The organism is Paraburkholderia sp. RL17-381-BIF-C (assembly GCF_046026435.1).
In the GTDB taxonomy this organism is placed as follows: domain Bacteria; phylum Pseudomonadota; class Gammaproteobacteria; order Burkholderiales; family Burkholderiaceae; genus Paraburkholderia.
In genome coordinates, this window is the sequence record NZ_JARESX010000093.1 from 1 (window position 1) to 22,761 (window position 22,761).

General features: G+C 63.3%; 22 protein-coding genes. 7 read left to right on the top strand and 15 right to left on the bottom strand.

The genetic code is table 11. The features are described from left to right. On the bottom strand, positions 1–1,091 hold a 1,091-nt coding region (gene ychF / locus P0D70_RS32570; protein WP_091798706.1), incomplete at its 3' end, for a redox-regulated ATPase YchF. Between the two features lie 394 nt (positions 1,092–1,485). Between ychF and P0D70_RS32575 the strand changes: the two genes are divergently transcribed. From P0D70_RS32575 to P0D70_RS32590, 4 genes are all read left to right on the top strand, one after another. Continuing rightward, a complete protein-coding gene (locus P0D70_RS32575) occupies positions 1,486–2,658 on the top strand; it encodes a UbiH/UbiF family hydroxylase (RefSeq protein ID WP_408187524.1) in 1,173 nt (390 codons plus the stop codon). Positions 2,659–2,779: 121 nt separating this feature from the next. Then, positions 2,780–3,505 carry a DsbC family protein gene (locus P0D70_RS32580; protein WP_091798709.1) on the top strand — a complete coding sequence of 242 codons (726 nt, stop codon included), beginning with the start codon at positions 2,780–2,782 and terminating at the stop codon, positions 3,503–3,505. Between the two features lie 94 nt (positions 3,506–3,599). After that, positions 3,600–5,390: a M61 family metallopeptidase gene (locus tag P0D70_RS32585; protein ID WP_408187525.1), complete on the top strand. Its 1,791-nt coding sequence runs from the start codon at positions 3,600–3,602 to the stop codon at positions 5,388–5,390. A gap of 154 nt (positions 5,391–5,544) precedes the next feature. Further along, positions 5,545–6,141, top strand: coding sequence for an FMN-dependent NADH-azoreductase (locus tag P0D70_RS32590; RefSeq protein WP_091798715.1), 597 nt, complete (start codon positions 5,545–5,547; stop codon positions 6,139–6,141). A 137-nt stretch (positions 6,142–6,278) separates the two neighbouring features. Here the strand turns inward: P0D70_RS32590 and P0D70_RS32595 are convergent, their stop codons facing one another. From P0D70_RS32595 to rpe, 8 genes are all read right to left on the bottom strand, one after another. Next, positions 6,279–7,121 carry a uracil-DNA glycosylase gene (locus P0D70_RS32595; protein WP_408187526.1) on the bottom strand — a complete coding sequence of 281 codons (843 nt, stop codon included), beginning with the start codon at positions 7,119–7,121 and terminating at the stop codon, positions 6,279–6,281. A 228-nt stretch (positions 7,122–7,349) separates the two neighbouring features. Beyond that, positions 7,350–7,976 carry a CYTH domain-containing protein gene (locus tag P0D70_RS32600; RefSeq protein ID WP_408187527.1) on the bottom strand — a complete coding sequence of 209 codons (627 nt, stop codon included), beginning with the start codon at positions 7,974–7,976 and terminating at the stop codon, positions 7,350–7,352. Positions 7,977–8,028: 52 nt separating this feature from the next. Further along, positions 8,029–8,814 carry an indole-3-glycerol phosphate synthase TrpC gene (gene trpC, locus P0D70_RS32605; RefSeq protein ID WP_091798726.1) on the bottom strand — a complete coding sequence of 262 codons (786 nt, stop codon included), beginning with the start codon at positions 8,812–8,814 and terminating at the stop codon, positions 8,029–8,031. An 18-nt stretch (positions 8,815–8,832) separates the two neighbouring features. Beyond that, the gene (trpD, locus tag P0D70_RS32610; protein WP_091800997.1) at positions 8,833–9,864 is read right to left on the bottom strand and encodes an anthranilate phosphoribosyltransferase; all 1,032 of its coding nucleotides are present in this window, start codon (positions 9,862–9,864) and stop codon (positions 8,833–8,835) included. Positions 9,865–9,881: 17 nt separating this feature from the next. Next, on the bottom strand, positions 9,882–10,484 hold the full coding sequence (locus P0D70_RS32615; protein ID WP_408187528.1) for an aminodeoxychorismate/anthranilate synthase component II: 603 nt from the start codon (positions 10,482–10,484) through the stop codon (positions 9,882–9,884). Between the two features lie 13 nt (positions 10,485–10,497). After that, a complete protein-coding gene (trpE, locus tag P0D70_RS32620; protein WP_091798732.1) occupies positions 10,498–11,991 on the bottom strand; it encodes an anthranilate synthase component I in 1,494 nt (497 codons plus the stop codon). A 367-nt stretch (positions 11,992–12,358) separates the two neighbouring features. Further along, complete coding sequence (locus tag P0D70_RS32625; RefSeq protein WP_408187529.1) at positions 12,359–13,075, bottom strand: phosphoglycolate phosphatase; 717 nt, start codon at positions 13,073–13,075, stop codon at positions 12,359–12,361. A 25-nt stretch (positions 13,076–13,100) separates the two neighbouring features. Continuing rightward, positions 13,101–13,784, bottom strand: coding sequence for a ribulose-phosphate 3-epimerase (rpe, locus tag P0D70_RS32630; RefSeq protein WP_007180282.1), 684 nt, complete (start codon positions 13,782–13,784; stop codon positions 13,101–13,103). Positions 13,785–14,073: 289 nt separating this feature from the next. Here rpe and apaG point away from each other — a divergent pair, with 289 nt between their 5' ends. Then, positions 14,074–14,448, top strand: coding sequence for a Co2+/Mg2+ efflux facilitator ApaG/CorD (gene apaG, locus P0D70_RS32635; RefSeq protein WP_091798739.1), 375 nt, complete (start codon positions 14,074–14,076; stop codon positions 14,446–14,448). Positions 14,449–14,493: 45 nt separating this feature from the next. Here the strand turns inward: apaG and P0D70_RS32640 are convergent, their stop codons facing one another. After that, the gene (locus P0D70_RS32640; protein ID WP_408187530.1) at positions 14,494–14,664 is read right to left on the bottom strand and encodes a hypothetical protein; all 171 of its coding nucleotides are present in this window, start codon (positions 14,662–14,664) and stop codon (positions 14,494–14,496) included. On the opposite strand from P0D70_RS32640, the gene mltA reads away from it, so the two are divergent. Beyond that, positions 14,585–15,817, top strand: a complete 1,233-nt coding sequence (gene mltA / locus P0D70_RS32645) for a murein transglycosylase A (protein ID WP_408187536.1) — start codon at positions 14,585–14,587, stop codon at positions 15,815–15,817. The genes P0D70_RS32640 and mltA overlap by 80 nt on opposite strands. Before the next feature lie 92 nt (positions 15,818–15,909). Here the strand turns inward: mltA and paaK are convergent, their stop codons facing one another. From paaK to paaN, 5 genes are all read right to left on the bottom strand, one after another. Beyond that, positions 15,910–17,214 carry a phenylacetate--CoA ligase PaaK gene (gene paaK, locus P0D70_RS32650; RefSeq protein ID WP_091798744.1) on the bottom strand — a complete coding sequence of 435 codons (1,305 nt, stop codon included), beginning with the start codon at positions 17,212–17,214 and terminating at the stop codon, positions 15,910–15,912. 202 nt (positions 17,215–17,416) lie between these two features. After that, positions 17,417–17,878: a hydroxyphenylacetyl-CoA thioesterase PaaI gene (gene paaI / locus P0D70_RS32655; protein ID WP_408187531.1), complete on the bottom strand. Its 462-nt coding sequence runs from the start codon at positions 17,876–17,878 to the stop codon at positions 17,417–17,419. A 1-nt stretch (position 17,879) separates the two neighbouring features. After that, entirely contained in the window at positions 17,880–18,671 is a 792-nt protein-coding gene (gene paaG / locus P0D70_RS32660; RefSeq protein ID WP_408187532.1) for a 2-(1,2-epoxy-1,2-dihydrophenyl)acetyl-CoA isomerase PaaG, read from the bottom strand. A gap of 49 nt (positions 18,672–18,720) precedes the next feature. Beyond that, the gene (gene pcaF / locus P0D70_RS32665; protein WP_408187533.1) at positions 18,721–19,923 is read right to left on the bottom strand and encodes a 3-oxoadipyl-CoA thiolase; all 1,203 of its coding nucleotides are present in this window, start codon (positions 19,921–19,923) and stop codon (positions 18,721–18,723) included. A gap of 124 nt (positions 19,924–20,047) precedes the next feature. Then, positions 20,048–21,748: a phenylacetic acid degradation protein PaaN gene (paaN, locus tag P0D70_RS32670; protein WP_408187534.1), complete on the bottom strand. Its 1,701-nt coding sequence runs from the start codon at positions 21,746–21,748 to the stop codon at positions 20,048–20,050. Between the two features lie 136 nt (positions 21,749–21,884). Here paaN and P0D70_RS32675 point away from each other — a divergent pair, with 136 nt between their 5' ends. Then, complete coding sequence (locus P0D70_RS32675; RefSeq protein WP_408187535.1) at positions 21,885–22,661, top strand: enoyl-CoA hydratase; 777 nt, start codon at positions 21,885–21,887, stop codon at positions 22,659–22,661. Positions 22,662–22,761: the final 100 nt, after the last annotated feature.

Here is a 22,761-nt window from a genome sequence, read left to right on the forward strand (position 1 = left end):
ACGTTGAACAGGAAGTTCATCACGTCGCCGTCGTGCACGACGTATTCCTTGCCTTCCGCGCGCATCTTGCCGGCTTCCTTCGCGCCTTGTTCACCCTTGTAGGTGATGTAGTCGTTGAACGCGATGGTCTGCGCGCGAATGAAGCCGCGCTCGAAGTCCGTGTGAATCGCGCCGGCCGCCTGCGGCGCCGTATCGCCGATATGGATCGTCCACGCGCGCACTTCCTTCACACCAGCCGTGAAGTAGGTCTGCAGGCCCAGCAACTTGAAGCCGGCGCGGATCACGCGGTTCAGGCCCGGCTCTTCCATGCCCATGTCGGCGAGGAACACTTCCATGTCGGCTTCGTCGAGGTCGGCGATTTCCGCTTCGATCGCGGCGCACACGGCGACGACCGGCGCGTTTTCCGCAGCCGCGAACTTCGTGACCGCGTCCAGATGCGGGTTGTTCTCGAAACCGTCTTCCTTCACGTTGGCCACGTACATGGTCGGCTTCGCGGTGATCAGGCAGAACGGCTTGAGCGTGGCTTTTTCTTCGTCGGACAGGTCGAGCGCACGGACCGGTTTGGCCTGGTCGAGCTGCGCGCGCACTTTTTCCAGCACGGCGGCGTTCTTGATAGCTTCCTTGTCGTTACCCGACTTGGCCGCCTTCGAATAGCGCGCCAGCGCCTTTTCGACGGTCGCGAGGTCGGCCAGCGCCAGTTCGGTGTTGATCACCTCGATATCCGACAGCGGATCGATCTTGTTCGCGACGTGAATCACGTTCTCGTCTTCGAAGCAGCGCACCACGTGCGTGATCGCATCCGTTTCGCGGATGTTAGCGAGAAACTGGTTGCCCAGACCTTCGCCCTTGCTCGCGCCGGCCACCAGACCGGCGATGTCGACGAATTCCACCACGGCCGGCAGGATGCGTTCCGGCTTGACGATTTCAGCGAGCGCCTTCAGACGCGCGTCCGGCACTTCGACAATGCCGACGTTCGGCTCGATCGTGCAGAACGGGTAATTTTCGGCGGCGATGCCCGCCTTGGTCAGTGCATTGAACAGGGTGGACTTGCCGACGTTAGGCAGGCCGACGATGCCGCATTTGAGGCTCATGGAAATCCTTCATTGATTCAGTAAGTTGCGTGATGCGCTCGACGCTATATGCAGGATTCGAGAAGCCTTCGCGTGTGGCGTGGCGGACAAATGCAGCGGAGCGGGACAAGACACCGGATCGGGGCGTTGCTCGACGACCGGGTGCGAGTTTTCACGGAAAGCGTAATTGTAACCCGTTCGGATCGGCTCACTGCTGCGGCGGACGGAGGGCGGCGCTTGCCGTCCGGGCGGACGCGTGGCGTTCCTGTCTTCCGAGCGCGAATTCACGCGGCTGCGCGAAGCGAGCGCGGCGCTGGCGGCGGACGGTCGTCTGCGAGTATCGGCGCGCTTGTTCGGGCGCAAACGCCGCGCGCGTCGATCCGTCCCTCGCAACCCCCGCGGCTATAATGCGCGGATGAATGCACACCACCAGACCTTTGATGCCGCCGTGATCGGCGGCGGGCTCGTCGGCAAGACCGCGGCGCTGGCGCTGACGCAAGGCGGACTGCGCGTGGCGCTGCTCGCGCAGCCCTGCGCGGCGCTGCCCCACGGCGCCAGCTTCGACTCGCGGGTCTACGCGCTGTCGTCGAGCTCGCAGGCTCTGCTGGAGCGTTTGCGGGTCTGGCAGGCGCTCGATCTGACGCGGCTCGGTCCCGTCTACGACATGCGCGTCTACGGTGACGCGCACGCCGAACTGCATTTCTCCGCGTTCCAGGCTTCGGTGCCGCAACTCGCGTGGATCGTCGAGTCGTCGGTGATCGAGCGCGGACTGGACGCCGCGCTGCGCTTCCAGCCGAATCTTACCTGGATCGACACGCGCGCCCAGGCGCTGGACTTCACCGCTGACAGCGCCAGCGTCGGCCTCGCCAACGGCAATGTGCTCGAAGCCGATCTGGTGGTCGGCGCAGACGGCGCGCATTCGTGGGTGCGCGCGCAGATCGGCTCGAAGATGGTCCGGCGCGACTATAAGCAAACCGGCGTGGTCGCCAATTTCAAGGCCGAGAAGCCGCACAGCGAAACCGCGTATCAATGGTTCAAGGACGGCGAGATCATCGCGCTCCTGCCCATGCCGGACGGCCACGTCTCGCTGGTGTGGTCGGCGCGCACCGAGCACGCAGAGCAACTGGTCGCGCTCGATCCGGCGCAGCTCGCCGCTGAAGTGGAACGCGTGACGGGCGGTCAGTTCGGTGCGCTCGATTGCGTGACGCCCGCGCAAGGTTTCCCGCTCGCGCTGCAAACGGTCGACCGGCTGGTGGCACCACGCGTCGCGCTGGTCGGCGACGCCGCGCATCTGATCCATCCGCTGGCCGGGCAGGGCATGAACCTCGGCCTGCGCGACGTCGCGGCGCTCGCTGACACCGTCGCCGGCAAGGAGTCGTTCCGCGATCTCGGCGACATGGTGCTGCTGCGCCGCTACGAACGCGCGCGCCGCGAAGACATTCGCGCGCTGATGATCGCCACCGACGGTCTGCAAAAACTCTTTTCCGTTCCCGGTCCGTTCGCCAAGGCGCTGCGCAATACCGGCATGGCTTTCGTCGGTGCGCAGCCGTTCATCAAACGCTGGCTGGTGTCGGCCGCGCTGGGGTGACGCGCCCGCTCCGGCATGCCGCGGCCGGCCAGGCAGGTATCATGAACGGATGGACGCCGTTCCGGTCAGACCGGGAACGTCACGAAACGCGCAGTAGCGCGATTGAACCCAGGAATTCAGCATGAAGAAGACTTTCCGCGTGGCGGCCGCCGCGCTTGCAATCGCAGCCGTCACGATCGGCTGCTCCGCACAGGCCGACCAGACTACCGACAAGCTCAAAGCCACGCTGCAAACGCGCCTCGCGGACGTGACGATCAAGAGCGTGACGAAATCGCCGATCGCCGGCCTGTACGAAGTGAACCTCGGCTCGCAGATCGTATATAGCGACGCGAACGGCGACTATCTGATGCTCGGCGACATGGTCGACGCGAAGACCCGTAAGAATCTGACTGAAGCGCGCCTCGCGGAAACCAACCGTATCGATTTCGCGAGCCTGCCGTTCGCCAACGCCGTGAAGGTCGTGAAGGGCAACGGCGCGCGCAAGATCGCCGTGTTCTCCGACCCGAACTGCCCGTACTGCAAGCAGCTCGAAACGTCGCTGAAATCGATCGACAACGTGACGATCTATACCTTCCTGTACCCGGTGCTGTCGCCCGATTCGACCGCGAAGTCGAAGTCGATCTGGTGTTCGACGGACCGTGCGAAGGCATGGGAATCGTGGATGCAGGACCATCAGGCGCCCACCGCCGCCGGCACCTGCGACACCGCCGCGATCGACAAGAACCTCGCGCTCGGCCACGCCATGAACGTCGACGGCACGCCCACGGTGTTCCTCGCCGACGGCCGCCGCCTGCCCGGCGCCGTGCCGGCCGACCGGCTGGACAAGGAAATGTCCGCAGTGCGCTGAGCATACGGAACACCCCGAACAAAGGAGGCGCGACGTGCGCCTCCTTTCGCATCAAGCCCGACTATTCCCGCCTCACCTCTCCTAATCGCCGCCGATGAAGCCGATCCGCTACACCATCGTTCCCAAGCAACCCGCCGCCCACCTGTTCGAAGTCACCGTGACCGTCGCCGATCCCGATCCGGCCGGTCAGCGTTTCATGCTGCCGGTGTGGATTCCGGGCAGCTACATGGTGCGCGAGTTCGCCCGCAACATCGTGACGCTGCGCGCTTTCAACGACGCGGGCCGCAAGGTGCGCGTCGAAAAGACCGACAAGCACACCTGGCAGGCCGCGCCGGTCAAAGGCGCGCTGACGTTGCGCTACGAGGTCTACGCGTGGGATCTGTCGGTGCGCGCCGCGCATCTCGACGATACGACGGGCTTTTTCAACGGCACGAGCGTGTTTCTCTCGCCGCTCGGTCACGAGGAAGCGCAGTGCGTGGTCGATATCCAGAAGCCGGAAGGCGCGGCGTATCGCAACTGGCGTGTCGCCACCGCGCTGCCGGAAGCGCGTGGCACGAAGCGTTATGGTTTTGGCGAGTATCGCGCGCAGAACTACGACGAGCTGATCGATCATCCCGTCACGCTGGGTGAATTCGCGCTCGCGACGTTCAAGGCGCACGGCGTGCCGCACGACGTCGTGATCGCCGGGCGCGTGGTCGGGCTGGACATGGCGCGTCTGTCCGCCGACCTGAAGCGCATCTGCGAAGCGCAGATCGCGTTGTTCGAGCCCAAGTCGAAGAAAGCGCCGGTGGATCGCTACGTATTCATGACCCAGGCCGTTACGGATGGGTACGGCGGCCTCGAACACCGCGCTTCGACCGCGCTCATCTGCAATCGCGGCGATTTGCCGGTGGAAGGGCGCGAGGCGCTCACCGAAGGCTACCGGACCTATCTCGGTTTGTGCAGCCACGAATACTTCCACACCTGGAACGTGAAGCGCATCAAGCCGGCCGTGTTCGCGCCGTACGACCTGAGCGTCGAAAACTACACGTCGCTGCTGTGGCTGTTCGAGGGTTTCACCTCTTACTACGACGATCTGATCCTCGTGCGTAGCGGCCTGATCACGCAGGACGACTACTTCGGCCTGCTCGGCAAGGTGGTCGGTGGCGTGCAGCGCGGCAGTGGGCGCCTGAAGCAGAGCGTCGCCGAAAGCTCGTTCGACGCGTGGGTCAAATACTACCGGCAGGACGAGAACGCGCCGAACGCGATCGTCAGCTATTACACCAAGGGTTCGCTCGTCGCGCTGGCGTTCGATCTGACGATTCGCGCGCAGACCAACAACCGCAAATCGCTCGACGACGTGATGCGCTTGCTCTGGCAGCGCTTCGGCCGTGACTTCTATCGCGGCAAACCGGTTGGCGTCGACGAAAGCGAGATCGAGGCGCTTTTCGCGGGAGCGACCGGCGCGAAACTCGGTGAGTTGTTCGCCGAAGCCGTGCACGGCACGCACGATCTGCCGCTCGAGACGCTGCTCGCGCCGTTCGGCGTAGCAATCGCGCCGGAACTCGAAAAGAACGGCAAGCCGTCGCTCGGCGCACGCGTGCGCGGCGGCGCGGATTGCACGCTCGCGGCCGTTCATGACGGCAGCGCCGCGCAAAAAGCCGGGCTCTCGGCTGGCGACGTGCTGATCGCGCTGGACGGCCTGCGCGTGACCGGCTCGAATCTTGACGGGTTGCTCGCGCGCTATCAGCCGGGCGCGAAAGTCGAGGTTCACGCGTTCCGCCGCGACGAACTGCGCGTCGCGCAAGTCAAGCTGGACGGGCCTGAGGTCGCGCGCTACAAGCTCGCCGTCAGCGACAAGCGGGCCGCCGCGCGCAAGGCGCGCGAGCGCTGGCTGGAAAGCTGATCGTCATCCCGGCCGTCCACAATGGACGGCCGGGCGCGGCGGATTGTCCTACCAGTGCAACAATCCGTCGCTGCCGGATGGCTTTTTCCCGGGTCGGTAAAAAAACACAATGGCTCCACTCGCGCAACACAGCGCGCCCCAACTGGAGTCAACCATGACCACGATCCTGCAAATCAACTCGGCAGCCCGCTCGCAAGGCGCGAACTCGACGCTACTCGTCAACGAGCTGACCGCAAAGCTGCAACAATCGAATCCGGGCGCGCAAGTCGTCGTCCGCAATCTGCAAGCCGAACCGCTGCCGCATCTGGACGACGCCGTCCTCGGCGCGTTCTTCACGCCGGCTGACCAACGCACGGCCGAGCAAGCCGCGATCGCTGCGCGCAGCGAAGCGCTGATCGCCGAACTGCAAGCCGCCGACATCGTCGTGATCGGTGCGCCGATGTACAACTTCGGCATCTCGTCGCAACTGAAGACGTATTTCGACTTCATCGCACGCGCCGGGATCACGTTCCAGTACACGGCGAACGGTCCGGAAGGTCTCGTGAAGGGCAAGAAGGTGTACGTCGTGTCGGCACGCGGCGGCAAGTATCTCGGCACGCCGAACGATAGCCAGACGCCGTACCTGAAGAGCTTCCTCGGCTTCCTCGGCATGACCGACGTGAATTTCATCTACGCCGAAGGCCTGAACATGGGCCCGGACGCCGCCGGCGCCGCGCTGGCTTCCGCCCGCGAAGCGATCGCCGCTGCGTAAAGCTGGCCGCGCCGCTTCAAGCTGCGGCGAATAGTGTTCTGGAATGAAAAAACGCCACGGGTTCTGAATCCGTGGCGTTTTTGTTTTGTGGCGCCGATGTGTCGCGGTTGCTTCGTCCCTGTCCGTTGGTGGCGCATTCAGGCGAGCATTTGCGCTTCGTCTGGCAGGCGCCAGTCGATCGGCTCGCGGCCGTGCTGCGCGAGATATTCGTTGGCCTTGGCAAAATGCCCGCAGCCGAGAAAACCTCGATGCGCCGACAGCGGCGACGGATGCGGCGCCTCCAGCACGTAATGCGACTTGCCGCCGAGCAGCGCGCGCTTGGCTTGCGCATGCGCGCCCCACAGCATGAACACGAGGCCGTCGTGGCGCATCGCCAGTTCATGGATCAGCGTGTCGGTGCATTTTTCCCAGCCGCGTTTTGCGTGGCTGGCGGCGGAATCGCGCTCCACGGTCAGCACCGTGTTCAGCAGCAGCACGCCTTGCTTCGCCCAGGTGTCGAGACAGCCGTGACGCGGCGTCTCGTGGCTGAGGCTCGCGGCGATTTCCTTGAAGATGTTGCGCAGCGACGGCGGCGTGCGCACATTCGGCGCTACCGAAAACGCCAGTCCGTGCGCTTGCGGCGTGCCGCGGTCCTCGCCGTGATACGGATCCTGGCCGAGGATCACCACTTTCACTTCGTCGGGGCTGGTCAGGCGCAGTGCGCGGAAAACGTCGGCGGGGTAGACGGTTTTACCGGCGGCGCGCTCACCGTCGACGAAACGGCAGAGCGGCGCATACGCATCGCTTTCGATAAACGGCTTGAGATGCGCGCGCCATGCCGGCGGCAGCGCTTCGAATTGCGCCTCGAGCGTTGGCGGCGGCGCGCTGGCACCGGATTGCTGCGGCGCAGTGGTCGTCATGTCAGTGGCCGGCTCGGGGGCCGCTTCGCCAAACAGCGAAGCCTGCGACGGATTGGAACGGGTGCGGGAAGCAGAGGTCATGGCGGGGAAGTGTCGCAGCAAACGGGGTGTTGCTCAAGGTGTGGCGGCGGCGTGTCGTATCTGGTCAGCGTGGGCGCTGGATAGGCGCTCCTGTTCGAGATCGCCAGATAGGCGAGCGTCCGCCTGACGCCTGACGTTGCGTTGCACGAGCCGGTAGCCGCCGGGAGGAAGTCATTCGCGAAAGTCGGGCTCTGTGTCGGCCGGCAGGGATAGCGGCCTTAACGCGGCTCAACCCGCCCGCAATTGATAACCGCGCTGAGCCTTGCTGATGTCGTCCGGTGCGAGACCGGCTATCTGCTTGCCGAGCTCCGCGGCAAGCGTGTGGAGCGCGGCTTCGTCACCGGACTTCAGCTCGAGTTCGACTTCCGAGATCGGTGCGCGGCGTGCCTCGCCGTCAACTTCGGCGAACACCTCGCCCTGATCGATCGCCGCTTCGACTTCGGAACCGTCCGCCTGGACGTGCCACAGCGTACGGGTGAAATTCGTGCGGAAAAGTTCGATGAGTTCGGGCGCGGCTTGACGCAAAGCGTCCGCGGCGGACGGTTCGTCGCACTCACGCAGCAGCGCGTCGATCTCCAGCTTTTCACCGGCCACCGGTATTTCCCATTCATGCCGGGTGTGCATGCCGTTTTCAGACTTGCCGACCGTCTTGAAGGTTTGCAGCCAGCCGTCGGGCGTCTGGCGCAAACGCAAGGCGCTCTTCGAGCTTGCCAGCATCAGCTCAGGCGTGTCGAAGTAAATATTCACCAGCTTGATCGGACCACCCTGCGCCCCGGTGCGCGCGACGAACCACTGCGTCGCTGCTTGCACCTGCGCAGGCGGCAGCGCCAGCTTGATTTCGCGTTCCATACCCATGACTGCTCCGCTACCTATGCCGCGTGCCCTGCGTCGTGTGTCGACACAGCGCTCAGAAAAACATTCGTGCAAGTTCCACACCCGGCTCGTCCGCGCGCATGAACGCCTCGCCGACCAGGAACGTATGCACGTCCATTGCGCGCAGGCGCTCCACATCGACGCGCGACAGAATGCCCGACTCCGTCACGACGATGCGGTCGTCCGGAATCGCTTCGAGCATGCCGATCGTCGTCTCGATCGACGTCTCGAAGGTGCGCAGGTTGCGATTGTTGATACCGATGAGCGGTGTTTTCAGCGTGAGCGATTCCATCAGTTCGTTCTCGTCGTGCACTTCGACCAGCACCGCCAGCCCCAGCGAATGCGCGAGCGCTTCGAGGTCCTGCATCTGCGACGTTTCGAGCGCGGCGGCGATCAGCAGGATCGCGTCGGCGCCCATCGCGCGGGCTTCGACGATCTGATACGGATCGACGATAAAGTCTTTGCGCAGCACCGGCAGACTGCAGGCCGCGCGCGCTTCCTGCAGATACGCGACGCTGCCCTTGAAGAACTGCACGTCGGTGAGCACGGACAGGCAGGCCGCGCCGTGTTTTTCGTACGAACGCGCGATCTCGGCCGGCACGAAGTGCTCGCGCAAGACGCCTTTGGACGGGCTCGCTTTCTTGACTTCGGCGATCACAGCGGCAAGACCCGCCGCGTGTTTCGCGCGCAATGCGCCGACGAAGTCGCGAATGTCGCGCGTCGACGCTTCGAGGCGCAGCTCTTCGAGCGGCGCGCTTTGTTCTGCCGCACGGACTTCTTCGCGTTTGACCGCGATGATACGGTCGAGGATGTCGCTCATAAGTGTCTCGCTACGTGATTACTGCTTGAATTGCTGGGTGAAGCGGACCAGCTCGTCGACTTTCGCCCGCGCCTTGCCGCTCGCGATCGCTTCGCGCGCCAACTGGATGCCGTCAGCAATCGACGAGGCCACGTTCGCCGAATAGAGCGCCGTGCCCGCGTTCAGCGTGACGATTTCGCGGGCCACGCCCGGTTTATTGTCGAGCGCGTCGAGCAGCATCGCTTTGGATTCGGTGGCGTCGGCCACTTTCAGGGTGCGGTTCGACACCATCTGCATGCCGAAGTCTTCCGGGTGGATTTCGTACTCGTGGACCTGGCCGTCGCGCAACTCGCCGACTTGCGTCGCCGCGCCGAGCGAGACTTCGTCCATGCCGTCCATACCGTACACCACGAGTACGTGCTTCGCGCCGAGGCGCTGCATCACGCGCACCTGAATGCCGACGAGGTCGCCGTGGAACACGCCCATCAGCTGGTTGGGCGCGCCGGCCGGGTTGGTCAGCGGCCCGAGAATGTTGAAGATGGTCCGCACGCCGAGTTCGCGGCGCACCGGCGCGATGTTCTTCATGGCCGGATGATGGTTCGGCGCGAACATGAAGCCCATGCCGGTTTCCGCAATGGAAGCCGCCACCTGTTCCGGCTGCAGATCGATATTCACGCCGAGCGCTTCGAGTACGTCCGCGCTGCCTGACTTGCTCGACACGCCGCGGCCGCCGTGTTTCGCGACCTTGGCGCCCGCCGCGGCCGACACGAACATGGTTGCCGTGGAGATGTTGAAGGTCTGCGAGCCGTCGCCGCCGGTGCCGACGATATCGACGAAGTTCGAGTTGTCCGGCACGTCGACGTGCCGGGCGAATTCACGCATCACCGTGGCGGCGGCGGTGATTTCGCCGATGGTCTCTTTTTTGACGCGCAAGCCGGTGATGATCGCCGCCGCCATCACCGGCGAGAGTTCGCCGCGCATGATGAGCCGCATTAAATGCAGCATTTCGTCGTGGAAAATTTCGCGGTGCTCGATGGTCCGTTGCAGCGCTTCCTGGGGCGTAATCGTCATGATGTCGTCTCTCTTCATCAAGCGTTGCGATTGGCCGTTTGCGCGCCGGCGAGCTTCGACTGCTTCACGAAATTTTCGAGCAGCGCATGGCCGTGTTCGGACAGAATCGATTCCGGGTGGAACTGCACGCCTTCCACGGCCAGTTCCTTGTGACGCACGCCCATGATCTCGCCGTCTTCAGTCCATGCCGACACTTCGAGGCAATCGGGCAGCGATTCGCGTTCGATCGCGAGCGAGTGATAGCGGGTCACGACGAAGTGTTTCGGCAGGTCGGCGAACACGCCTTTGCAGTCGGTTTCGATCGTGCTGACCTTGCCGTGCATGATGGTTTGCGCGCGCACCACGCGCCCGCCGAAAGCCTCGCCGATCGCCTGATGGCCGAGACAGACGCCGAGAATCGGCGTCTTGCCGCTGAATTCGCGCAGCACGTCGAGCGTGATGCCGGCGTGTTGCGGATTGCTTGGGCCAGGCGAAAGGCAGATGCGCTCGGGGTTGAGCTTCGCGATTTCGTCCAGCGTGATTTCGTCGTTCCGATAGGTGCGCACGTCTTCGCCGAGTTCGCCGAAGTATTGCACCAGGTTGTAGGTGAACGAGTCGTAGTTGTCGATCATGAGCAGCATGGTGTGTCTCCGGTCAGAAGTCGCTATCGAGGCCGTCTTGAACCTGTTCGGCGGCGCGCAACACGGCGCGTGCCTTGTTCTCGGTCTCTTGCCATTCGGATTCCGGCACCGAATCCGCGACTACACCCGCTGCCGCCTGCACGTACAGATTGCCGTTCGCGATCACGCCGGTGCGGATCGTGATGGCCAGATCCATTTCGCCGGTGAACGACAGATAACCGACCGCACCGCCATACAGGCCGCGCTTCACGGGTTCCAGTTCGTCGATCAGTTCCATTGCGCGGACCTTCGGCGCGCCCGACAGCGTGCCGGCCGGGAAGGTGGCGCGCAGCACGTCGAAATTGGTGGTGCCGGGTTTCAGCTTGCCTTCGACCGAACTCACGATGTGCTGCACGTGCGAGTACTTTTCGATCACCATCTTGTCGGTGACGACAACCGAGCCGATCTGCGCGATGCGGCCCACGTCGTTACGCGCGAGGTCGATCAGCATGACGTGTTCGGCGATTTCCTTCGGGTCGTTCAGCAGTTCGGTCGCGAGTTCCGCGTCACGTTCCGGCGTGTTGCCGCGCGGACGCGTGCCGGCGAGCGGCCGGATCGTCACGATTCGATCCTCGCCGCGCTTTTCCTGGCGCACCAGGATTTCCGGCGATGCACCCACCACGTGGAAGTCGCCGAAGTTGTAGTAATACATATACGGCGACGGATTCAGCGAGCGCAGCGCGCGATACAGCGAGAGCGGATTGTCGCGGTACGGCTTGATCAGGCGCTGGCCGACCTGCACCTGCATCAGTTCGCCGGCCGCGATGTATTCCTTCGCCTTGCGCACGGCCGCCAGATAATCGTCTTTCGCGAACTCGCGATAGGTCTCGGTACGCACGCTGGCCGAAGTGACCGGCGGCTGCACGGTGGTGCGCAAGCGCTGGCGCAATTCCCGCAGACGCTGTTTGGCTTTGGTGTAAGCCTCGGGCTGCGTCGGGTCGGCGTAGATCACCAGATAGAGCTTGCCCGCGAGGTTGTCGATCACTGCGACTTCTTCGGTCAGCAGCAATTGAATGTCGGGCAGATTCAGATCGTCTTTCGGCGCCGTGTGCGCGAGCTTTTTCTCGATGTAGCGCACCGCGTCGTAGCCAAAATAGCCAGCCAGACCGCCCGCGAAACGCGGCAAACCCGGGCGCTGCGCCACTTTGAAACGGCCCTGGAATTGCTGGATGAATTCGAGCGGATCGCCCTCGTGCGTTTCGACGACCTTGCCGTCGCGCACCACTTCCGACACGCCGTTACGGGTGCGCAGCAGCGTGCGCGCCGGCAGGCCGATGAACGAGTAGCGGCCGAAACGTTCGCCGCCCACCACCGATTCCAGCAGGAACGAGTTGGCGCCGTTGCGCTCGCTCTGCGCGAGCTTCAGGTACAGCGAGAGCGGCGTTTCGAGGTCGGCGAGCGCTTCGGCGATCAGCGGGATGCGGTTAAAACCCTCGTTGGCGAGGGACTGGAATTCGAGTTCGGTCATGTTCCGATCCTGTACGGTGGTCCGGCGGCGTGCGTCGGACAAAGCGGGGCGTAGCGCGCCCGGTCAGGCGTTCGTTCGACGTTTCGACACGATGATACCGACCGGCGCGAGTTTCCCATCGACGCGTGCAAGGGATTTCAGCGCACAGATGTACTTTGCGGGTACACGCAGGCCGAATCAACCGATGCAGCGAAACAAAGTGATGGAAAAAACGCGTGAGCGCAGCGAAGTAAAAAACGGTTGCCGAAGACGAGCTTCAGCGTACCTCAGGCGAGGTTAGCGCGACCAGCGACGCCAGGGCCAGGCTCCCCGGTCGATGCTAATCAGACTCCGTTTTTTATTCAGAAACATGAGGATGAAGGACTTTTCAAGTCGTGGATTGGTGCGCTGCGATCGCCTTGGCGGCGCCCAACAGCGAGTCAACTATACCATCGGATTTTATTGTTTGTATAGCTTGGCCGTGGTTGTAACCGTAGGGCACCGTTAGCGTGGCCATGCCGGCTGCGCGGCCTGCCAGCGCATCGTTCTCCGAATCGCCGATGGCCACCGTGGCTTGCGGCTCGACGCCCAGTTGCGCTGCGGCGGTGAGCATGGGCAGCGGATCCGGCTTCTTTTTTGCCAGACTGTCACCGCCGATCACGACGCTGAAATACTGCGCGAGCCCGTACTGCTGCAGCAACTCCACCGCGAACCGATGCGGCTTGTTCGTCACGCAGGCGAGTTTGAGACCGGCCTCGCGCATGGCGATGAGGCCGGCTTCGACGTTGGGATAGAGACGGGTGTGCGTGCCGTTGATCTTCGCGTACTCCTCCTGATAGATCGCGAGCGCCTCGTCGAAGCGCTCTTGCGCATGCTCCGTTTCGAAGCGCGGCGCCAGCACGCTGCGGATCAGATGCTCCGAACCCTTGCCGACATAACCGACCACTTCCTCGCGCGAAGTCTCCTCGGCGTCGAGCTGCGCGAGCATGCCGTTCAGGCCGGCGGTGAAGTCGTCGGCGGTATCGATCATCGTGCCGTCGAGGTCGATGATCGCGGCTTGCAGGCGCGGGCCCGTGAAAGCTGGGGCAGGGAACGGAGTGGTCATGTGCGGGCCGGTTATGCGTTGATTCTCAGTGCTGGATGTTGGCGAGTGCCGCGCGCATTTTTTCGATCACGACCTTGTGGTCCGGCTGGCCGAAAATCGCCGAACCAGCCACGAAGGTATCCGCGCCGGCCGCCGCGATTTCCGCGATGTTGTCGACCTTCACGCCGCCGTCCACTTCCAGATGAATCTCGCGGCCGGTGCGTTCCGTGTAGGCGTTGATGCGCTGGCGTGCCTCGCGCAGCTTGTTGAGCGCTTCCGGAATGAAGGATTGGCCGCCGAAGCCCGGATTCACCGACATGATCAGCACGAGATCGACCTTGTCCATTACGTGATCGAGATAATTCAGCGAGGTGGCCGGATTGAACACCAGCCCGGCCTTGCAACCGTGGTCACGGATCAGCGACAGCGTGCGGTCGATGTGGTCCGAGCCTTCCGGGTGAAAGCTGATCAGGTTCGCGCCGGCCTTGGCGAAGTCCGGCACGATCCGGTCGACCGGACGCACCATCAGATGCACGTCGATCGGCACGTCGACATGCGGGCGGATCGCTTCGCAGACGAGCGGGCCGATGGTCAGGTTCGGCACGTAATGGTTGTCCATCACGTCGAAGTGAATCCAGTCGGCGCCAGCGGCGACGACATTGCGGACTTCTTCGCCGAGGCGGGCGAAATCGGCGGACAGAATGCTGGGGGCGATGCGGAATTGCGTCATGGCGGGGGAGGATGCAAGCGGGAAAACGCCATTTTACCGTTTTGTGCGCGGGCGCTCCGGTTCGCCGACGCTTTGAGTCCGGCTCCATGTCCGGCCTCGATTCGAGCCGTTACTGTGACAAAACGCCTTAGTAGCCCTTGGCCAAAGGGATTTGTCCGGTTGCGGGCGTGTCGCGCATCAAGCAGAATGCCAACACCATCAGCGCCGCTTCGCCAATGCGCCCGCAAACCATTGGTGTTCGGGCTTTCCCGCGATTTTTCACACCCCGTTTCAGCAGACCGGAATCAGGATGAGCCAGTACGAATTCAGCGTCTCGTCGCAGGTGCAATATCTGCCCGAAGAGTCGGACCCGGAGCGCCGCCAGTACGCATTCGCGTACACGTTGACTATCCGTAACACGGGCCAGGTGCCCGCGCAGCTGATCGCGCGTCATTGGGTGATAACGGACAGCGACAAGAATGTGCAGGAAGTGAAGGGCCTCGGCGTGGTCGGCCATCAGCCGTTGCTCAAACCGGGCGAGCATTTCGAGTACACGAGTTGGGCGGTGATCGCCACGCCGGTCGGCACCATGCGCGGAGAGTACTTCTGCGTGGCCGAGGACGGCGAGCGTTTCGATGCGCCGGTGCCGGAGTTCATCCTGCGCATGCCGCGCACATTGCATTGAACCGGAGGCGCGGCCCGCGGTCTTTAGAAAGCTTAACTTGCGGCTTTACTGCGGGTTTTGCTGTTTTTGTTGCTTTTGCTGTTCACTCGCGTTGGCGCGAGTTGCTTTCTTCTTGCCGGACGACGTCCATACAACGATAAAGACGAGCAGGAAGAGCGCAAGGAGCGATTCCAGCGCGAAGATAAGCATCGGGTATTCGTCGAACAGATCAGACATGGCGGTTTCCATCAAGAGCGAACATTGTATGCGTTTTGCCCGCACGGCCGCAGGGTGGCTCGGCGCGCTTTCGGTTGCGGTATTGCTGGCGTCCTGCGGTGGCAGCGGCGCGGTCCGGCCTTCCGTTTCGCCACCCACGGGTGCCGCGATCATACCCGGTCAGATTGCCGCGACGCGGCTGACGGCCGTTGCCTGGCAGCAGGTTCCGGGTTGGCAGGACGACTCGTTGATCGGCGCAACCGCTGCATTGCGGCAAAATTGCGCGAGGCTGGCGCGTCAGCCGAACTGGGCGCGCGCATGTGCCGCGGCCTCGCAACTCGACGACCTCGATGTCACCAGTGCGCGGGCTTTTTTTGAAGCCTATTTCACGCCCTTCCAGTTAGCGAATACCGACGGCACAGTCGACGGTCTGGTCACCGGGTACTACGAGCCCTTGCTGCGTGGTTCGCGCACGCGGCACGGCGTGTATCAGACCGCGCTGTATCGCTGGCCGTCCGGGTATCGCGCGGGCGCACCGCTGCCGGCGCGCGCGCAACTCGAACGCGCGGGGGTGCTCAACGGCAATGAAATCGTGTGGGTCGACGATCCGATCGAAGCGTTCTTCCTGCAGGTGCAGGGCTCCGGGCGCATCGTGATGGAAGACGGCAGCGTCATGCGTCTAGGCTTTGGCGGCACCAATAATCAGCCGTACAAGTCGATTGGACGCTGGCTACTGGATCGCGGCGAACTCACGCCCGCACAGGCGACCATGCAGGGCATCAAGGCGTGGGCGCGAGCGAATCCCGCCCGCGTCGATGCGCTGCTCGATACGAATCCGCGTTTTGTGTTTTTCCGTGAGATGCCGTCTGGCGAAAACGTGCCGAGCGGCGGCGCGGACGGTCCGATTGGCGCACTGGGCGTACCGCTGACGCCTGAGCGGTCGATCGCGGTCGATCCGACGGCGATTCCACTCGGTACGCCGGTGTTTTTGCAGACCACGCGTCCGTTGACAAACTCGCCGATGAATCGCCTCGTCTTCGCGCAGGACACGGGCTCCGCGATAAAGGGCGGCGTGCGCGCCGATTACTTCTGGGGCCTCGGCGACGACGCCGGCGACCTGGCCGGCAAGATGAAGCAGGGCGGTCGGATGTGGTTGTTGCTGCCGAATTCCTGACCTGCGGTGCGAGTAGCGCATGGCTCGGCGTGGATACGCCGCGTCGCGCGCTACTTCCCGTCTGCTGTTTCCCGTTCGGTATTTCCCGTTTGTTAAAGCCCCGACTGGCGCTTGTCCACCACACGCCGGGCTTTGCCCACTGAACGCTCAATCCCGTTCACACCCAGCACATTCACCACCGCGCTCACGCCGATCAGCGCCTTGATGTCATAGGCCAATGCCTGCTTGGCCGTGTTCAGCGCGGCCGTGTCCGGTGCCGATTCCGGGCAAGGTTCGACGTTCAACGTCAACACGTCGAGCGGGCCTTCCTTGGTCAGCACGATCTGATAGTGCGGTGCGAGTGCATGCTGCTTGAGCAGCAGTTCTTCGATCTGCGTCGGGAACACATTCACGCCGCGCACGATCATCATGTCGTCCGAGCGGCCGGTGATTTTCTCCATCCGGCGCATGGTGCGGGCGCTGCCTGGCAGGAGGCGTGTCAGGTCGCGGGTCCGGTACCGAATAATCGGCAGCGCTTCTTTGGTCAGCGACGTAAACACCAGTTCACCCAGTTCACCGTCCGGCAGCACCTCGCCGGTTTCGGGATCGATGATCTCGGGATAGAAATGGTCTTCCCAGATGGTCGGGCCGTCTTTCGTTTCCACGCACTCGGACGCGACGCCGGGTCCCATGACTTCGGACAGGCCATAGATGTCGACAGCGTCGATGCCCATGCGCGTTTCGATCGCCTGACGCATGTCGTTGGTCCACGGCTCAGCGCCGAAAATGCCGAGGCGCAGCGAACAATTGGCCGGGTCCACGCCTTGACGCTCGAGTTCGTCCGCAATCGAGAGCATGTAGCTCGGCGTCACCATGATGATGTCGGGCCGGAAGTCCTGGATCAATTGGACCTGCTTTTCAGTCTGGCCGCCGCCGAACGGTATCACGGTGAGCCCGGCGCGCTCGGCACCGTAGTGCGCGCCGAGACCGCCCGTGAACAGTCCGTAGCCGTAGCTCACGTGCACCTTGTCGCCGCGCCTTGCGCCGGCGGCGCGGACCGAACGCGCGACGAGATTCGCCCACGTGTCGATGTCGCGCGCGGTGTAACCCACCACGGTCGGCTTGCCCGTGGTCCCGGACGATGCGTGAATCCGCGAAATCTGATCCTGCGGCACGGCGAACATTCCGAACGGATAGCTGTCGCGCAGATCCTTTTTGGTGGTGAAGGGAAAACGCGCCAGGTCGGCGAGACTTTTCACTTCGCTCGGGTGAACACCGGCTTCATCGAACTTGCGTCGATAAACGGGTGAGTTTTCATAGGCATGGTTCAGCGACCATTTGAGCCGTTCAAGTTGAAGCGCGGCAAGTTCGTCGCGGCTGGCGGTCTCGATCGGATCGAGCGGAAGGGCGGTGGTCATTGAATGTCTCCTTGCTGCCTCAATGCTTGGGTCTGGTGTACGTGCGCTTGTGCGCGAAAACCGGGGCGGGCTGCTGTTTAACGGCGTGGCGCCAGAGAGCGCCACTCGGCCACGAATCTGTTGCGGGCTTGTCGCAAGTCACTGCGGAGCTGCGGCGAATTCGCCGTGAGTTGGCCGCGAGTTTGCCGCGAGTTTGCCGATATCAGTCGCCTGTAGGAATCAGGTTTCCCTTAATCTGTGCGGATTTGCCGCGAAACATCGCGACGGTTTCCTCGGCACGATTGGTTACGCGAATGTCGTAAATGCCGGTTCTGCCGCTCAACGTCTGTTCGACGGCTTCCGCCGTCAGCACGTCGCCGCCTTGCACGGGCCGCAAGAACTCGATCGAGCAGCCCGCTGCGACCGTGTTGATGTTGTACGTGTTGCAGGCGAACGCGAACGTGGAATCCGCGAGCGTAAAAATGAGGCCGCCGTGGCAAATCTGATGGCCGTTGAGAAAGTCGTCGCGCACGACCATGCGCAGGCGCGCGTATCCAGGGCGCACTTCGGCGATTTCGAGGCCGAGGGCGCGGCTGCACGCATCGTTCTCGTACATCGCGGCCGCGGTAGCGCGGGCGAGTTCATCCGGCGTCATCCGGCTGGGATGGTTTGCTTGATTCGACATGTCACCGTCCCTCGAAGCGCGGCGCGCGTTTTTCCACGAAGGCTTGCACGCCCTCCGCGTAGTCGTGGGAGGCACCCAGTTCGCGTTGCAGATCGCGTTCCAGATCGAGTTGCTGGTCGAGCGTTTGGGTCACGCCAGCGCGCATGGCCTGCTTGATTGCGGCAATGGCGCGCGTGGGTTGCTGCGCGAGTTGGGATGCGAGTTTCGTCGCGGTGTTGGCAAGCTCCGCGTCGTCGACTGCTTGCCAGATCAAACCCCAGCTTTCGGCTTTTTCCGCGCTGAGTTTGTCGCCGGTAATGGCAAGTCCCATGGCGCGAGCCATGCCGACCCGCTGCGGCAGAAACCACGTGCCGCCCGAGTCCGGCACGAGGCCGATCTTCACGAACGCCTGAATGAAGCTGGCGGAACGCGCCGCGAGCACGAGGTCGCACGCTAGCGCGAGATTGGCGCCTGCGCCGGCCGCCGTGCCGTTTACCGCGGCGATCACCGGCAACGGCAATGCTTGCAGGCGGCGAATCAGCGGATTGAAATGTTGTTCGATCAGTTCACCCAGATCGGTCATGGCGCCGGGTGTGAAGTCGAGATCGGCCAGATCCTGGCCGGCGCAGAAGCCGCGGCCCGCGCCGGTTAGCACAAGCGCGCGGGCACCGGACGCTTCGACGTGGTCGAGCGCGGCGCTCAGTTCCTGATGCATCGCGCGAGTAAAGCTGTTGAGTTTGTCCGGCCGATTCAGCGTGATGGTGGCGACATGGCATGATGCGTCGATGTCGAGACGAATCGCTTCATATGACATTGGGTGTCTCCTCAAAGTCTCTTGGCCGATGGGCTCTGTAGCGTTGGCGTTAGAGCCGCTCGATGACCAGGGCGATGCCCTGGCCTACGCCGATGCACATCGTGCAAAGCGCAAAGCGGCCGTTGATCCGTTCCAGTTGGTACAGCGCGGTCGTGATCAGACGTGCGCCCGATGCGCCCAGCGGGTGGCCGAGTGCGATAGCGCCGCCGTTCGGATTGACGCGCGGGTCGTCGTCGCGCAGACCGAGTGTGCGCAGAACCGCCAGGCCTTGCGACGCGAACGCTTCGTTCAATTCGATCACGTCGAGTTGTTCGAGCGTCATGCCGAGTTGCTTCAGTAGCTTTTGCGTGGCCGGCGCCGGACCGATACCCATGATGCGCGGCTCGACCCCCGCCGTCGCCATGCCCACCACACGGGCGCGGCGGCGCAGGCCGTATTGATCGGCTGCCTGCTGGTTCGCGAGTAACAACGCGCAGGCGCCGTCGTTCACGCCCGACGCATTGCCGGCCGTCACGCTGCCGTCCGGCCGAACCACACCCTTGAGCTTGCCGAGACTTTCGAGCGAAGTTTCGCGCGGGTGTTCGTCCAGCAGCACGCGCACAGGGTCGCCTTTTTTCTGCGCGATCTCGACGCCGACGATTTCCTGGGCCAGCGTTCCATCCTGCTGGGCGCGGGCCGCCTTTTGCTGACTCGCTAACGCAAACGCGTCCTGATCCGCACGACTCACGCTGAATTCGACAGCAACGTTTTCCGCGGTCTCAGGCATCGAATCGACGCCGTATTGACGTTTCATCAGCGGATTGATGAAGCGCCAGCCGATCGTCGTGTCGTAAATGTCGGCCTGACGTGAGAACGCGCTAGCAGCCTTGCCCATGACGAACGGCGCACGTGTCATGCTTTCGACGCCGCCGGCAATCATCAGGCGAGCTTCGCCCGCCTTGATGGCGCGCGCTGCAGTGCCGACCGCATCCATACCCGAGCCGCACAGGCGATTGATGGTGGCGCCCGGCGCCTCGGTGGGCAAGCCGGCCAGCAATGCCGACATCCGCGCGACGTTGCGATTGTCTTCGCCGGCCTGGTTGGCGCAGCCGTAGATCACGTCGTCGAGAGCGCGCCAGTCGACGCCGGGATTGCGTTCGATCAGCGCCTTGATCGGCACCGCGCCGAGGTCGTCGGCACGGACATCTTTCAGGGCGCCGCCGTAGCGGCCGATTGGGGTGCGAATCGCATCGCAGATGAAGGCGTCGTTCATGTGGATTCCTGCCAGGGCGGATCGGCGAGAGATGCCGATCCGATGTCTCATGTTAGTTGGGGCGCACGGCCCGGTCCATTCGGCCAAACGGTATAGGACGAAGCCGTGCTTTGTCTTATGCCATTCAGCCAGCTACCGCCGGCGCCGCTTTCGGTTCAACATGAACGCGGCTCTGAACTACGCGGAAGCGATTCGCAACGAAGGCTGGGTCAGCCAGCGCGGCATTGGCCGCCGGGTTCGCGCCCGTGCCGTGAAAGTCCGAAAAGGCCGCCGACTGATTGACGAACACGCCGCCTGTCAGATTGATCGACAGGGCCACGCCACCGCGGATCGATGCTTCGTGCGCCTGTTCGAGCACCGCTTCGTCCGTGCTGTAGACAGAGAGCGTCAATGCGCCATGTTCGGCGGCGATTGCACCGGCGAGGTCGAGGGACTGCGCGGTGGAGTCTGTCGCGATCACGAAAGAGATCGGGCCGAACCATTCCTTGGTGAATTGCGCGTGGTCGGTCGCGGCATCCAGTTGGACCACGAGCGGCGTGCGCACGCGGGCGCCGGCAAAAGCGGGATGCTCGAGCGTCTGGCTCTCGACGAGAACGCGGCCAAGTTTTGCGGCTTCACCCACGCGTTGGGCTACGCTTTCGTTCTGAATCGCGCCGAGTAGTTCGACCGCGCGGGCCGGGTCGGAGACGAGCTTTTGCACTGCGCCGGCAATGGCTTGCGCGACTTCGTCAAAGCCGAGCGTGCCTTCCGCGGTGCGGATGCCGCCGCGCGGCACGTAGATGTTTTGCGGCGCGGTGCACATCTGGCCCGAGTACAGGGCGAGCGAGAAGGCGATGTTGCGGGCAACGGCTTTGATGTCGTCAACGGAGTCGATAACGATCTGGTTCACGCCGGCTTTTTCGGTGTAGACCTGCGCCTGGTGCGCATTGCGCTCGAGCCACGTGCCGTTTTGCGTACTGCCCGTGAAGTCGATCAGCTTGATTTCCGGGCGCACGGCCAGCTCCTGGACAAGCGCCCCGTCGTTCGGTTCGGTGGCCAGCAAGGTGACGACATTCGGATCGAAGCCCGCTTCGCGCAGAACGTCACGCGCAATTCGTACCGTGATAGCGAGCGGCAGAATTGCGCCCGGGTGCGGCTTGACGATGACCGTGTTGCCCGTGGCCAGATCCGCGAAGAGTCCGGGATAGCCGTTCCACGTCGGAAATGTGCAGCAGCCGAGTACGAGGCCGGTGCCACGCGGCACGACGGTGTAGCGCTTGTGCATGGCGAGCGGCGGATTCTTGCCTTGCGGCTTTTCCCAGTGGGCGTCGCCGGGAATGCGGCGCAATTGGTCCCATGCGTACGCGACGGCTTCGAGCGCACGATCTTGGGCGTGCGGGCCGCCGGCCTGGAAGGCCATCATGAATGCCTGGCCGGTCGTGTGCATCACGCTGTAGCCAATCTCGAAGCTGGCGCGATTCACGCGCGCAAGAATTTCGAGGCACACGCCGATCCATGCTTGCGGGCCGGCGGCGCGCCAGTCGCGCTGGGCAGCGGCAGCCGCCGCGATCAGGGTGGCGGGGTCGGCCTTCGGGTAGCGCACACCGAGCGGGAATCCAAACGGCGAGACTTCGGCCCCGACAGTTTCGCCCGTCGACGGTTGGTCCAGCTGGAACGTCGCGTTGAGATGCGCTTTGAATGCGGCTTCGCCGTCTGCGTTAGCTGTTTCCCCGTACACTTTCGGACTGGGCATTTCGACGAACGGGCTCCAGTAGCCGCGCGTTTCAATCGCGGTGAGTGCCTTTTGCAGCGTGTCTTCGTGCTTGGTGAATAGCGGATGTGTCATGGCAGAGGGGCTTGGCTTATACGTTGGGGAAAGCCTGTCGAATAATTGACCGACCGGTTGGTTGGGGAATGTTAGCATTATTAAGATGGCCGCGCGAAGTGTTTTCGCGCGCGATTTTTCTACCTTAGGAGGCGGCATGGCTTACGAGAACATTCTGGTTGACACGCGGGGTCGGGTCGGGTTGGTCACATTGAATCGCCCGAAGGCGTTGAACGCGCTTAACGATGCGTTGATGGACGAATTGGGCGCCGCGCTGCGCGAGTTTGATGCCGACGACGCGATCGGTGCGATCGTGGTGACGGGCAGCGAAAAGGCGTTCGCAGCCGGTGCCGACATCGGCATGATGTCCACCTATACCTACATGGATGTCTACAAGGGTGACTACATCACTCGCAACTGGGAAACGGTTCGCTCCATCCGCAAGCCGATCATTGCGGCGGTGGCCGGCTTCGCGCTCGGCGGTGGCTGCGAATTGGCGATGATGTGCGACATCATTTTTGCCGCCGACACGGCAAAGTTCGGTCAGCCGGAAATCAAACTGGGCATCATGCCGGGCGCCGGGGGTACACAACGTCTGCCGCGGGCCGTCTCCAAGGCGAAGGCAATGGATCTCTGCCTGACCGCGCGTTTCATGGATGCCGCCGAAGCCGAGCGCGCTGGTTTGGTATCGCGTGTTATTCCGGCTGCTGCCCTGGTCGACGAGGCGATAGCAGCGGCTGCCACGATCGCTGAATTCCCGTTGCCAGCCGTGATGATGGTGAAGGAATCTGTCAACCGCGCCTACGAAACAACGCTTGCGGAAGGCGTGCATTTCGAGCGCCGCCTGTTCCATTCGCTCTTTGCTACTGAAGATCAGAAGGAAGGCATGGCTGCGTTCGTGGAGAAGCGCAAACCGGTTTTCAAGCATCGTTAATATGCTTGTCAAAATAGTGCTTGCAAGGCGCTGGCCGGCTCGCTAGAATCTCGCTCTTTCGTGCTTCGGACAATGGAGCGCGGGAGGCGGGAGAGCCAGT